Source organism: Bacillus sp. JKS001846, from assembly GCF_900176455.1.
Classification (GTDB): Bacteria; Bacillota; Bacilli; order Bacillales; family Bacillaceae_G; genus Bacillus_A; species Bacillus_A cereus.
In genome coordinates this window covers 2,966,446-2,979,480 of the sequence record NZ_FWYG01000001.1, presented here as the reverse complement: position 1 = coordinate 2,979,480, position 13,035 = coordinate 2,966,446, and the positions used below count along the sequence as shown (strand labels likewise).

Below are 13,035 nucleotides of genomic sequence, written 5' to 3'. Positions count from 1 at the left end.
TACATAAGTAAGAAAAGCTATGTTCAGAGGCATATTTCATTTTATAATTCAAATATTATAGGTGTATCATGTAAACTTTTCTTCCAAATCATATGATCACTGGATTCTCCCCAGTAATCTTTCAATACATAGCTAGGTTTTCCAAACTTTTTCATCCATATACTTTGCGCATTTTTATATCCACTATCTAAACAATATTCTGTTATCCCTCTGCTAAGTAATGTAAGAAACATTGTATGTAGTAATAAACTCCCTATTCCCTTTCTCTGATACTCCGGAAGTATGAATACAGTTCCTATTTCATACAAATTTTTAAGTACACCACCTGTACAACTATTAATCAATGTACTTGCTGGACCGATTTCGATTGTTCCAATGATTTTATCGTTACTTGTATCAATTGCTAATAAAAAGTAACGACTTTCTCCGTTACTATCAAAGTCACTTTTCAAATACTGATTTTTTGAGTTAATTTCATTTTCTATGTCATCTAATAATTGTGACAATCCTTCATCTTTGTATGTATTCGTAATAACTATACGGAAAAATAAATATAGTTCATCTACATCATTCAAATTCGGTCTTCTAACTGCAACGTTAGTCATGAATTCAATCTCCAATCCTCATTATGCCATTGTCAATACAACACTTTATATAATCTATTCATCATTATTCTGCAAAAACCTGCATAAATCCAACAGTATAGAAAGCTCATTATAAATATTGATAAAATAATTTTTATATCCATAGTTGTATGAACAGCAGGACCAAGTACCGGAAAGTGGAAAACATCGAGAACGATCATAATACCTATAAGTAGACAAGTTGCTGAAAAAGAAACAATCCAAATTCTCCTCTTTAATTTTAAAAAGGATACTCCTAAGGCTAGACCTAATAAGCCTGTAGTAAAAGGAAAGACAATTAGTTCACTGGGCTCAATAATAAATAATAGAAAAATAGTAAGAATATAAGAAAGTATTCCCTCACGAATAGAATAGAAAATAGCAAAAAAAATCGGTAATGTCGAAAATGGACTAATGAGCAAACCTATACCAGGAACTAAGTTTCCAGCTGCTTGAAACATGGTGGCCAATGCACTCATCAAAGCTGTAAGTACTAACTTATTCGCAAGAGACAATTTTCTTTTATGAACAAAGCTCGCATCATGTTCTATCATCAGTTGATACCAATAACGTACAAACCAATTCATTAAAATACCCCCTAAAGATACCACATTCATTACTTTCTATATTATTCATACACTTATGGTTTATGAGTTGCTTTCTACTAGTTATAAATCACTATATAATAGATACTTATAGATTGAAGATTTTTAGGGGGACAAGTCAAGTTGTGCGTTTTTGAAGCAGAATAAACTCTTTATGTTTTTAAACTGAGAATTTATATCGTATCAAGGAATAATTTCAAAAATGGTACCTTTGTTAAAATCAGTTACTTTCATAGAACTGTAAACTCCTAAATATAATTTAGTTTGATCCGAATTTGTTCCTAAACTCATATAATAAGCTGGTTGCGTACCAAAATCATAATTGGTTTCAATAGCATAAAAGTCAGCATGTTTACCGTCTGTACCTGCTCTAGTATAGGCTAAAACACCCTTAATTGGAGACTGAGATTCTCCTTTCTTGGCAAGGTCAGTAAAAACAACGCTACCTGTTAAATTTGGAATTGCATTTCCCATATATGGCTGAACTCCTGTAAGTGAAGTTCCTCCAAACTTATCTGTTCTAGAATCTTTATGAAAATAACTAAGTAGAGGCAGAATACGCTTCACTGAAGTTTGTATTGTTTCATCATAATAAACCATTGTTCTCTCATCCAAAGTCTGATTCTCAGAACAATGTCGTATAAAAGAAGTAGGTAAATCCCCTTCCCATCCTCGCCACCCAAAATTGATAAACCCATCTTGTTTGGGAGTTAACCTCATAAAATGCATTTGAACAAGTTTTGTAACCGGTATAGGTTTATATTGAACAAATGAAAAAATAGACTCTACAATATCTTGTCCGACATTTCCGGCGTATTTGATATATTGATTATAAAACCTTTGAAATGAAATGCCGGTTATATTACGTACTCCTTTTGCAATTACTGTAAGTGTTTCTTGTATAGATAAAGGAAGTTCATTAAAGCGTGTAACTACAGGAGGGTTATTTATAAATGTATTTTTACTTACATCGATTTCAATTATTTTTCCTGCTATTTCTAAATCATCTTGGCTTAAATTAAATGGATCATAACCTGATCCGCCATCTCCATTTGTAAAAACAAGTTTTCCAGTCTCAGGTGAAAAGTTTAAACTATTGACTCCGTTATGATTAAAAAATGGTCTTCTTACATTCAGTAATGTTCGTCGTTTTTGAGCTTGACCATTAGATTGTAAAGTCCATTCTTCCACTGTATCAATGTGATCATATTGCGTATTTCTATTAAACCACTTTAAATTTAACGTTTTAGGGTCACAAGGATTCGGTTTAAATTGCTCAGAAAATGCACCTGGCCCTTGAGTTCCAGCTACTGAATAATGAAGATAAAATAACCCATTTTGATAAAATTGTGGATGGAACGCAAGTCCAAGCAATCCGCGTTCATCATAACCGCTACTAGAAACACCTTCTTCAAATGTACCTAATTTAATAATTAGGTGACGAATATCTAAAAATGTCTTTATAACTCCGTCCCCTATGTAAAAAATCTCCCCTAATTGAGTTGCGATAAATAGTCTTTCGGTCGATTCACCTGGAAGTATCGTTGTTTTCAATACAGTTGGTAAATTTACGTTATGAACAATGGGTCGTAAACTAACTTTAACTTTTGTCAATTAACTGTACACCCCTTTTTCTTCTTTTTTATAGAAGAATATGATTAGAGTAGTTCTGTTAGTATCAAATAAGTCGCATTCCTTTTTATTACAATTTTGTATATAATATAATTATAAATAATCTGGGGGACGAACTATGATAATCGTACTACAAATCATCTTACCACTAATTTTCACAGTCTATTTATTTATCCTCTATCGTAAAGGGACGTATGGATCAGCTTCATTTCTTTTAGCAGTCATGATAGGAATTTTCGGTTTAGAGAATATTTTTCAGCATGCTAGTCTAACAGATCATGCTATTTATCCATATTGGGGCAGTTTGAAGGCTGTTGTTATCGTTTTATCAGTCGTATTTCTATTTAAAAAAGGTGGTTTAACAGGAAAATATTGATTTTTAATGCGTTACATATTTTCTTGTTAAATTGCTTTTATTTTATAAAAGAAGAAATATTTATGTAAAAACACGAAGGGATGTGTTACATATGTCTATAAATATTATTTCAATAGTATCTATCATAATATGGATTGTGTTAATTACAGAACTTATAAAACCTTCAAAAGAACAGAATGGACGAAAAATAGTAACTTTAGTAACTGCTGGTTCCGCATCAACACTTATTTTGACGGTTTCATTTATTCAAAATGTCCCGTTTTGGAATTGATAGTGATATAACTAACAAAAATATGTATAAATAAAAAGATTAGGATTTACTCCTAATCTTTTTATTTTTTGAGGTAACACCATATGCCCAGCAAGCTAAGGTCTTGAAATAGCCCCTAAACAAAATTTGAAATTTTTCTAAAGTTATTTATGTGAATTTAACTCGTTTTCAGGAACATATATGGTCCTTTTATAATTTGAAGTTCTTTTTAAGCTTCTTATATTTTCTATACGAACGCCTAACAATGTTTAACATAAAATACGGTATTTTAACCGGGAAAGGCAATTTATATATGAAAGGAAAATAAAAGGTGAAATATGCCTTTTCTAGATCTCTCCACTTACTATCTTCTTTTGTTTTTAAGAAATCAGATACATCGACTACATATCCCCTTCCTTTTTCCATCATCACATTTTTCCCGTGAACATCACAAGGAGTTAACCCTTGTTCCCTCGCATACTCTAAAGCCTCATTAATATCAAGTATTACTTGCTTAGGAATTTTAATACCCTTATGAATAGCATCGTATAAGGTAATTTCTTTTAAACGTTTCAATACTATGAAATTTTCCCCTTTATATATAAGCTTTGAATAAGAAGGATGACCTCCAATTCTTCGGTATACTTCTGACTCTTTTTCAATTCCTTCTCCTTCTCGCACGTAAACTTTCACTACCCAATCTTTGTATTCTTTGTGCATGAATACTGCGGCATAATTACCTGTTCCTAAACACTTCCAAAGTCTAGGAATATCTTTAACTACTACAGGCTCGAATTCATCCTCACTTCTTATACTTACCTCTTTTAATAATTCGTCATTTATCAATCCCACAAAACTATTTATACTCATCATTCCCACTCCGGTTTTGCTAAAAGGGGGCCCACCCACATTTTAACGAAAATATACACTAAGCGAATTTTAGCATAAAACGAGTCATCTTTCTTCCTAAAATAAAAAGCTGGCTCGTTTTATTTGAACTGTTGAATACTTAATATTTATTTCGTTATTCATAGCCAAAAACCGTACGATATAAAAATATTTCTAACTATTTTCATTTTTTCAGAGGCAACTGTATAGGGCTTTTCTTAGTGCAAGTTCTCTTCGTTCATTACCCATGCCAAATCTATAAAATATTGTTTAGAAGTGTAGCAAGGGTTTGTTAATGGTTCAATTCTTCTTCCACAACTATTTTTGTTAGCAAAAACTTTTATTGTTTTAATAGTCTTTTGTTTAATTCCCACAATGCTGTTTTGTTGCTATCCCATTTCAAAAGCGTTACTGCTTCCTCAAAGCATAACCATTTATAATTAAAGTGTTCTTTAGATAATGATATGTTTTTTGTAGGGACTTTAACTCCAAAAGAAAATTCTTTTATTACATAAACCTCTTCTCCCCAAAGGAATCCTCTAACTACATCCTCTACTGGTAGTGAAGACACAGAATCTAATTGTATATATGGACATTCTCTTGTAATACCAGCCTCTTCAAACGCTTCCCGTTTTGCTGATTCAATAGGAATCTCACCGACTTCTCCGCCACCAGCTATTCCTTGCCAATAACTATAATCACTTTGGTTGAAAATAGCATATTGAATGGAATCAGTAGTTTTTATATAAGGAAATATCAATACTTGATATGGCGCTCTCATTGCTTAAGCTCCTCTCAAAAATAAGTTTTAAATAAATATAAATAAAGAGCCGACATCACAATTCTACATTATTAATGCAGGTTTATAATGTCGGCCTTCTATTTTTAAAGAATTTTATTTTTCATAAACAGGCTTACTCTTAACAGAGGGAAAACTGCTTATTCCTTGTCGAATTTGTTTAGCATGGTTCTTCCTAAATGTTAGCAGTACCCTATATTATTCAATTGCGCCAGCAACATCATAATCATTTAAATCTAACTCAATTGGTTGTCCCAGCGCTAATTTAGCAAGTTCCGCTCCTAAGTATGGACCAGCTGTTAAACCCGAAGCTCCTAATCCATTCGCAACGAGAATTCCTTCAAAGTTAGGTAGTGGTCCGATAACAGGTAAGAATCCTGGTGTGAATGGTCTGAATCCAACTCTCGTTTCAAGCATTGTAGCATTTTCTAAGCCAGGTGCAACTGCTAATGCCTTATGGAATACTTCATGTAAACCACCTGCTGTTACACGATGATCGAAACCAGTATCATTCTCATGTGTTGCACCAATTACGACATGCCCATTGTCAAACGTTAAAATATATTGATCGTTCGGTGGCATAACAACTGGCATATTTTCTGTTGCTGTATTCTCGATTTGCAGATGAACAATTTGTCCTTTTTGGAATGTAACTAAGAAATTAATTCCTAATGGATTCAAGATTTCATTCGCCCATGCGCCTGCAGTTACAATAACCTTTTCCGCTAAGATTGTTTCATCGTTTACTGTAACTCCCGTAACATGATTTCCTTCACGGACTAATATGGCATCGCCTTTTATGAAAGTTGCACCATGTTTTTTCGCAGCACTTATTAATGCATTACGTAATAATCTTCCATTTACTCGTGCAGCACCACTAATATGAACAGAACTATATTCGTCTGATAATGCTGGGAATAATTTTTTTGTTTCTTCAGCTGATAAGCGAGTGATTTCACCAATCTCTGGGGCATCTTCACGTCGTTTATAAGCTCGCTCTTCCATTTGATCTAACTTTTTCTCGTCAGTATGTAAACTAATTGCACCTACACGATTATATCCTGTGTCAGTTTCACCGTCTTCTTCTAATTGCTGAATTAACGAAGAATAGTAACGTGCACCGCCTTTAACAATTTTATACCATGCTTTATTACGACGCTGCGATAGCCATGGACATACAATACCTGCTCCTGCATCAGTTGCTTGTCCTAATTGTTGGCGATCCACGATAGTAACATTCGCACCTGCCTTAGCAAGATGATAAGCAGTAGACGCTCCTAAAATTCCAGATCCAACTACAATATACGATTTCATTTCAAACACCTTTTCTCTTTTACTAATTATATAAATATAAGAACATTCCTTAGTATAATGGAAGGAATGCTTTTTTCAATGTACTCATCACAATTAATTGTTGCAGCATTGTGACTTTCTTAATCATTATTTTTTCTTCTTACGGAATAATTCAATTGTTTTATAGCCTTGTGAAAGGATCTCTATCATTTTCTCTAGACGTTTTTCACGTGTTTTTTCTTGTTTTACAGAAAAAAGATTACGTGCCCAATCTTTCTGATATCCAGGCGTTAAACTTTGATAAAACTTAAGTTCATTCGGATGATTAGCTAATAATGCTTCAACATCTTTAATTCGATCTGCATAATCGGCAACACATTGACTCATAGCAGATGTTTTCGTTGTTTTTTTCTTCTCGCGTTTTAAACCTACAACAGTAAAGACTTCATCCATACTTACCATTCGTGCAAATTTAATGTCGCTTTCTCCCACATAACCATCTTCTCCAACGTTTAATGCCGGAAACATCTCATCACGGTGAATAAACGTACTATAACGAGCATTACCTTTTTTCGGATATGCGAAGAATACGTAACCCTTTTCAATTAGTAATTCTTCATTACTAATAATAAAATTCGTTTGTTTCACCATTTCATCAAGCGTTTCTACAAATATAAAGATAGCATCGTGTTCTTTTGAGAATGCAGTTTCTTTACCTGTAAAAATGTCATAATCACTTGGTTCGTTAATAACGACCATATTTGTATACTTATTAAGTTTCAATTTATCAATAACTGACATAATAATCTTCCTTTACATTCAAAATTCATTGTACATACTTTTTCGTACTGTTCTAGTGTATTATATGTATTAAGAAAATCAAACTTTAAATCGTATTATTCTGCTGCAAAAGAACATAATTCTTTACTAGATGGGGTGGTTTTATGCCATATGTAATTCGAGATGAAGGGCTAGTTTTACAAGGGGATGATGGAAAAGAACCAATTTTTCATACATATGAAGAAGCTGAGAAAACATTAAAAACACTAACTATACCGCAGTTTCCGAAACATATTAGAAGAAAACCATTTACACCAAAAATAATAAAGATAGCCGCTTCTGAATAAGAACCGGCTATCTTTATTATTCATAACTTAATAGCAAATAAAGTATATAAAAACTCTTTATATTGATCTTCTGTAATTTCATGCTTAGTTTTTTTCCCACGAATAGCTTCAGTTAAACTTGTATTCGTTAATGAAATATGACCGGAGTTCGTCAACTTTACTGCAATTGGTCCTTTATTAAAAATAGACTTCTCATCTTCTATCACTCTTCTTTGAACATCGTTTACTATTATCTCATCAATATTATGTTTATAAAAAGCATGACAAACTTTCCATTCTCCATCAGTATCTATTCTTTCTAAAACATAATTTCCCTTACTCGTATCTTTTCGTCTCACCCGGTACGAACCATTTTTTGAAGAAACAGACTTACCAGTAAAAGGTACAGGAACAAGAGGTACTAACGAAGCTATACCTACATCAATTAAATACTGTACATTATCATAAGTTAAAATAATTGTTATATGGCCATCCTCAAGTGCCCATGCATTTATATCGTTTTTATAAACCGTACCTAATGCCAGTTGTACATCATAGCCACAGTCTCTTAAGAAATAGTAAAAAAGAGTATTTAATTCGTAGCAAAGTCCACCACGGGAACTAGTTAAAATTTTCTCTCGTAAGTTTTCCAGAGAGATTTGATTCGTATTTCGTGCTATAACATCTAAATTCTCAAATGGTATAGTGTGTGCAAATGAAAAGAGTATAGTAGGTAATTCTTCAAACGTTACTTCATTACGTTTTTTAAGATTTAATCTTGTGAAAAGCTGATTTTGTAAACTTGTCATAATTAGCACCCCTTAAAAATTTATAAGTTTAAATAATATATGCTGATTGTAAATTTTAAGGGGCACTGTAACAATGTACATTTCATTTAACTGTACCGGTACAAAAATTACGATTCACGAGGTAAATTAATAGAAAGCGTCATTACAAATGTCTTTTCTGTAATTACTTCTTTTTGAGGCAAATCAAAAGCTACGAATATAAATTTAATAGTTTATCTATAGGCAAATTATTACTATCACTTAAATCAACAAAATAGTGAAGTTGCCACGTTTGGCTCCTTTTAGCTTGATTGCTAACAGTGGTATCCCAAACAGGATAAATTCTCATTGCCATTTTCCCTGTTTGACTTTGTGTTCTCAATATTTTTTCTTTAAGAAGAACCTCTTTAGGAAAAATAAATTGTCCTAGTTTATTATCAGCAATACAAGTGATTACTAATAAATCAGGAGCAGCTTCATAAGAGAAAGCTCTATTTCGCATATTTTCATCTTTCTCCCAAAAAGAAACAAATTGACCAATTTTATTAGGAGTAACTTTTGATTTTCTAAAACGAATGGTTTTGTTATTTAAGTGGAATAAACATCCTGCATATTCTGCGTTTTGCTTTTCTTCTTTTAGATTCGTAATCATTAAATTGTTAGGTTTGTAAACTATATTGTTTAAATCTCGGATCGTATCATTAAAATTGTTCAAGAAAACGCCCCCTTTATTCATCTCTTAGTTTACCACAAACATCAGTTCTTCTATATCGTATATAATCATGAACTAAGTGAAATGGGGGAATTTAGCAGGATATAATTATTACTTTAATGTACTTAGTTTTTCAATTGCTTGTTGTTCAGTTGCTAAGTAAAAAATATCTTTTCCTTTATTACATTCATAAATAAAATCCTTTAAGCTTTTACTAGTATACATAGAGAAATCTCCAACAATAGCAATCTTTACCTTGTAGTTTATAAACTTTTGAAGGATATCGCCCGCAAGCCGTGTTTTTAGATCAAAGAAATCTTCACTTATTAAAGATTTATGGATAATAATATGTTTCGCATCTACCTCATATTGAACTGTTGCCATAGTATCTAATGCAGACTGAACATCCGATATTAATACCTTATCGTTCCTAATGACCGCAATATTGATTCCATCGATTACTACTTTCTTTATTTCCATAGTCCCACCCCTTTATAATTTATACAGTATGAGTAAAATTGTTTTACAAAACTTCGTATTAATCATAGATTAAATTAGCCTCAGCTATTAAAATAGCCTCTATTTTTTGTTGTAAATACATATTTTTTATTACTAATACGGTCAATGAAATTAATGATAGTTTCTCTTTTTTTATATTTTTGAATATATATATGGAATTACTTTTACTTGTTATAAAAATATTGTGGAGTAACATAACTTAACAAACTATCCAAAGTGTTAATCTCGGCATATGGTTGTATTTTGGTAGTATTCTTGATTTTCTGAGGGTTAAACCACACACCTTTTATATTTGCATTTTGAGGACCAGCAATATCCTTTTCTAAGTCATCCCCAACAAATAAAGTATTTTCCGGTTGTAAATTTAGCTTATCTAATGCTAGTTCGAATATACGTTTATCAGGTTTACTAAATCCCACTTCTTCAGAAATAATGATTGTTTCAAAATACCTATTTAAATTCGTGTTAAATATTTTAGCTTTTTGCCTCTGAGTTGAGCCATTTGTTATAATTCCAACTTTAAAGCGCTTCTTTATTTGATTTAAGAAATGAATAGTATTTTGGTCAATTGAAAAACATCTAGGGAAATTATTATTCCAAAAATCTTGGATGTAATTGCGTGGCAATCTATACCTTGGCGTGAATTCATCAAACAATGATTCTAAAACTGTCGTTTTATTACTTATGCCATATTCTCTTTTATCGTATTCTTTGAATTTCTGTAACATGTTGCTTTTAGCCGCACCATCTACATTTTCATAACACTTTTCTAAAACAATTAAAAATAATGCCTCTACTGCTTTATCCCTATCAAGTAATGTATCATCTAAATCAAACAGCATCGCTTTATAACCCATCAAATAATTTCACAACCTTTCTCGCATGATTTAAATAATCCTTAGTTCACACCTTAATCGTTTACTAAATTAGCAAAAAACTCTAAAGTTTGTGAAGTACACTCTATAATTTCGCTAGCTTTTTTTATATTGAAATTCATTTCCGTTTCCCCTTCTAGTAAGTAGCGAAAGTATATGTTCACACAGTTTAAGAAATCACATGCAGTTCCCAATATTATACATTGGTTTTTTAGAAATATAAATCGTTCAGCTTTTCATACGATAAGTTTTTTCAAGCATACAATTATTTTTTCATAAAAAGGAATATGGCTAATCATATTTTTTTGGAGAATACACATTCTTGAAAATGAAGCTAATACGTTAAACGTCCTATGAAGTTCCTATTGTATCTCCACATAAACTCCAGATAGTACGGCTATAATGACTACCAGAGGTGATATTATGAAAAACTATCATATTCTCGTGGTAGAGGACGATCAAGAAATTCAGGAATTAATTAAACAATTTTTAATGACGCAGCATTATACAGTGATAGTCGCTTCAGATGGACTAGAGGGTATGACACAATTTAATAAGCAATCATTTGATTTAATTCTTCTAGATGTCATGATGCCCAATCTTAATGGGTTTGAAGTTTCTAAAATGATTCGAAGTCAGTCAAACGTACCAATTATTATGCTAACTGCGTTGGAAGAAGAGGAAGATCAAATGAAAGGATTCGACCTTGGGATCGATGATTATATAACAAAGCCCTTTTCATTTCATGTTTTGATTAGACGAGTCGAAGCTGTACTTAGAAGAAGTTATGATAAAAATGTAAATAATCATTTGATATTTAAAGAAGTGCGTATTGATGTGGATGCATATAGAGTATATGTAAATGACGTTGAAATTATATTAACGACAAAAGAGTTTGAAATTCTACAACTACTATTTCAAAATGAGAGAAAAGTACTCACAAGAGAAAATATCGTAGAGAAAGTCTGGGGTTACGATTATTTTGGAGAAACACGAATAATTGATACACATATTAAAAACCTACGCAAAAAATTAGCTATCCCTTATATTAAAACAATAAAGGGTATTGGTTATAAAATTGATGAATAGTATTGTGAAACTCATGAAAATGAAGCAAATTACTTATAAACTCTTTATGACTACATCTCTCATTTTATTATCCTTTGCAGTATTGATTTATTTAACTTTATACTTCTTTCTCCCTACGTTTTATGAGCAATATAAAACAGATCAACTTCAAACAGGGATAAACGAAATCATTGATAAGTCTAAAAATCTTACGTTTCAAGATGCGATACCACTTTTTGATGAATACGCAAAAAAAAATAATGCGATGCTTTATCTTCAAAATAAAGAAGGAGTAATTATTTACTCTCCTTCATTTTCTTTTATTCAAAGTGGTACGCAAAAAACAGTAGTTACTAAAGCAACACGATTCGAGAATGCAAGTACCCTCAGCAATTCATATAATGTTACGAAACCAATTCAATTTCAAGATGGTAGTTTAACGCTTATAGTGTTTGCTACATTTCAACCGATTGATGAAGCTTCACAGGTTTTAGTACGCTTTCTCCCTTATATTAGTATCATTGTGCTCGTTATTGGTATAGGAAGTGCTTATTTTTATTCCAGGTTTATTACAAAGCCACTTATTTATATTAATGAAGGTGCACAAAAGATGGCAAATTTAGATTTCTCCGAAAAAATTGAGGTTCGCTCTACAGATGAGTTAGGAGAATTATCTAATAGTTTGAATGACATGTCTATTAACTTGCAACAAGCTATGTTTGATTTAAAAAAAGCAAATGAACAATTAAAAAATGATATTGAAAAAGAAAGAGAAATAGAAACAAAACGCAGAGAGTTTTTTGCGATTGTAGCACATGAATTAAAGTCCCCTCTTACTGTAATGAAAGGATACTTAGAAGGAATGATATACAATATTGGCCCTTATCAAAATCGCGATCAATATTTAAAGAAAAATCATCAAATTATTGAAAGTATGGAACAATTAGTTCGTGAAATTTTAAGCGTATCGAAATTAGAACAACACACCTTCAAACTAAAAGTAGAGAAAGTTAATCTTTCAAAATTAATAGGTACAATTACAAAAGATCTCGAATTTTTTGCTTCTCAAAAAAACATCGAAATAATAAAAGAAATTGATTTTGACCTTTCTATTTATACAGATTGTGCTCTTTTAGAAAAAGCATGTAAAAATATTATACACAATGCGGTTATGTATTCACCACATAATGAAAAAGTCTATATAAAGTTAAATGAGGATTCGAAACAAGGTCAAATCAAAATGCAAATTATAAATACAGGTGTCAATATTAAAGATGAAGATTTACAACAAATTTTCAAACCATTTTATCGAATTGAAAAATCAAGAAATCGAAATACTGGAGGAAATGGTTTGGGGCTATATATTGTTAAACAAATTCTTGAAACACTAGATATAAAGTATTCAATGAAAAATATGGAACATAGTGTGCAATTTTGCATGAGTATTCCATTATCTAAACATAAAAACAAACAAACTCTCCTTTAAATAGGACGAGTTTGT

At 31.5% G+C, this 13,035-nt stretch carries 16 protein-coding genes; 5 read left to right on the top strand and 11 right to left on the bottom strand.

All coding sequences use genetic code 11. The features are described from left to right. Positions 1 to 41: 41 nt before the first annotated feature. From B9A45_RS16055 to B9A45_RS16045, 3 genes are all read right to left on the bottom strand, one after another. Entirely contained in the window at positions 42 to 605 is a 564-nt protein-coding gene (locus B9A45_RS16055; RefSeq protein WP_084064241.1) for a GNAT family N-acetyltransferase, read from the bottom strand. A 32-nt stretch (positions 606 to 637) separates the two neighbouring features. After that, on the bottom strand, positions 638 to 1,210 hold the full coding sequence (locus tag B9A45_RS16050) for a YybS family protein (protein WP_016110101.1): 573 nt from the start codon (positions 1,208 to 1,210) through the stop codon (positions 638 to 640). A gap of 201 nt (positions 1,211 to 1,411) precedes the next feature. Further along, positions 1,412 to 2,842, bottom strand: coding sequence for a PQQ-dependent sugar dehydrogenase (locus B9A45_RS16045; RefSeq protein ID WP_053513122.1), 1,431 nt, complete (start codon positions 2,840 to 2,842; stop codon positions 1,412 to 1,414). Between the two features lie 136 nt (positions 2,843 to 2,978). Here B9A45_RS16045 and B9A45_RS16040 point away from each other — a divergent pair, with 136 nt between their 5' ends. Together B9A45_RS16040 and B9A45_RS16035 are read left to right on the top strand one after the other, a co-directional pair. Then, positions 2,979 to 3,236 carry a hypothetical protein gene (locus tag B9A45_RS16040; RefSeq protein WP_084064240.1) on the top strand — a complete coding sequence of 86 codons (258 nt, stop codon included), beginning with the start codon at positions 2,979 to 2,981 and terminating at the stop codon, positions 3,234 to 3,236. A gap of 91 nt (positions 3,237 to 3,327) precedes the next feature. Next, positions 3,328 to 3,507 (top strand): hypothetical protein, encoded by a 180-nt coding sequence (locus B9A45_RS16035; RefSeq protein ID WP_000026326.1) that lies wholly within the window; start codon positions 3,328 to 3,330, stop codon positions 3,505 to 3,507. Positions 3,508 to 3,696: 189 nt separating this feature from the next. On the opposite strand, the gene B9A45_RS16030 is transcribed toward B9A45_RS16035, so the two are convergent. The 4 genes from B9A45_RS16030 to B9A45_RS16015 all read right to left on the bottom strand — a co-directional run bounded on the left by B9A45_RS16030 (position 3,697) and on the right by B9A45_RS16015 (position 7,267). Further along, positions 3,697 to 4,356, bottom strand: coding sequence for a protein kinase family protein (locus tag B9A45_RS16030; RefSeq protein ID WP_053513124.1), 660 nt, complete (start codon positions 4,354 to 4,356; stop codon positions 3,697 to 3,699). Positions 4,357 to 4,714: 358 nt separating this feature from the next. After that, positions 4,715 to 5,155 carry an NUDIX hydrolase gene (locus B9A45_RS16025; protein WP_016110103.1) on the bottom strand — a complete coding sequence of 147 codons (441 nt, stop codon included), beginning with the start codon at positions 5,153 to 5,155 and terminating at the stop codon, positions 4,715 to 4,717. A 216-nt stretch (positions 5,156 to 5,371) separates the two neighbouring features. Beyond that, positions 5,372 to 6,487 carry an NAD(P)/FAD-dependent oxidoreductase gene (locus B9A45_RS16020; protein WP_000844386.1) on the bottom strand — a complete coding sequence of 372 codons (1,116 nt, stop codon included), beginning with the start codon at positions 6,485 to 6,487 and terminating at the stop codon, positions 5,372 to 5,374. A gap of 126 nt (positions 6,488 to 6,613) precedes the next feature. Then, positions 6,614 to 7,267 carry a YdeI/OmpD-associated family protein gene (locus tag B9A45_RS16015; RefSeq protein ID WP_000110844.1) on the bottom strand — a complete coding sequence of 218 codons (654 nt, stop codon included), beginning with the start codon at positions 7,265 to 7,267 and terminating at the stop codon, positions 6,614 to 6,616. Between the two features lie 143 nt (positions 7,268 to 7,410). Here B9A45_RS16015 and B9A45_RS16010 point away from each other — a divergent pair, with 143 nt between their 5' ends. Next, positions 7,411 to 7,593 (top strand): hypothetical protein, encoded by a 183-nt coding sequence (locus B9A45_RS16010; protein WP_001147161.1) that lies wholly within the window; start codon positions 7,411 to 7,413, stop codon positions 7,591 to 7,593. Between the two features lie 20 nt (positions 7,594 to 7,613). Here B9A45_RS16010 and B9A45_RS16005 read toward each other — a convergent pair whose 3' ends face one another. From B9A45_RS16005 to B9A45_RS15990, 4 genes are all read right to left on the bottom strand, one after another. After that, positions 7,614 to 8,381, bottom strand: coding sequence for an arylamine N-acetyltransferase family protein (locus B9A45_RS16005; RefSeq protein ID WP_016110105.1), 768 nt, complete (start codon positions 8,379 to 8,381; stop codon positions 7,614 to 7,616). Positions 8,382 to 8,571: 190 nt separating this feature from the next. Continuing rightward, positions 8,572 to 9,075 (bottom strand): MepB family protein, encoded by a 504-nt coding sequence (locus tag B9A45_RS16000; RefSeq protein ID WP_001058768.1) that lies wholly within the window; start codon positions 9,073 to 9,075, stop codon positions 8,572 to 8,574. 108 nt (positions 9,076 to 9,183) lie between these two features. Continuing rightward, positions 9,184 to 9,552: a DUF4180 domain-containing protein gene (locus B9A45_RS15995; protein ID WP_000403462.1), complete on the bottom strand. Its 369-nt coding sequence runs from the start codon at positions 9,550 to 9,552 to the stop codon at positions 9,184 to 9,186. 203 nt (positions 9,553 to 9,755) lie between these two features. Then, positions 9,756 to 10,448, bottom strand: coding sequence for an HAD family hydrolase (locus B9A45_RS15990; protein WP_000540717.1), 693 nt, complete (start codon positions 10,446 to 10,448; stop codon positions 9,756 to 9,758). A gap of 441 nt (positions 10,449 to 10,889) precedes the next feature. Between B9A45_RS15990 and B9A45_RS15985 the strand changes: the two genes are divergently transcribed. Next, complete coding sequence (locus tag B9A45_RS15985; protein ID WP_000800726.1) at positions 10,890 to 11,555, top strand: response regulator transcription factor; 666 nt, start codon at positions 10,890 to 10,892, stop codon at positions 11,553 to 11,555. A gap of 13 nt (positions 11,556 to 11,568) precedes the next feature. Beyond that, positions 11,569 to 13,020, top strand: a complete 1,452-nt coding sequence (locus tag B9A45_RS15980) for a sensor histidine kinase (protein ID WP_003284409.1) — start codon at positions 11,569 to 11,571, stop codon at positions 13,018 to 13,020. Positions 13,021 to 13,035: the final 15 nt, after the last annotated feature.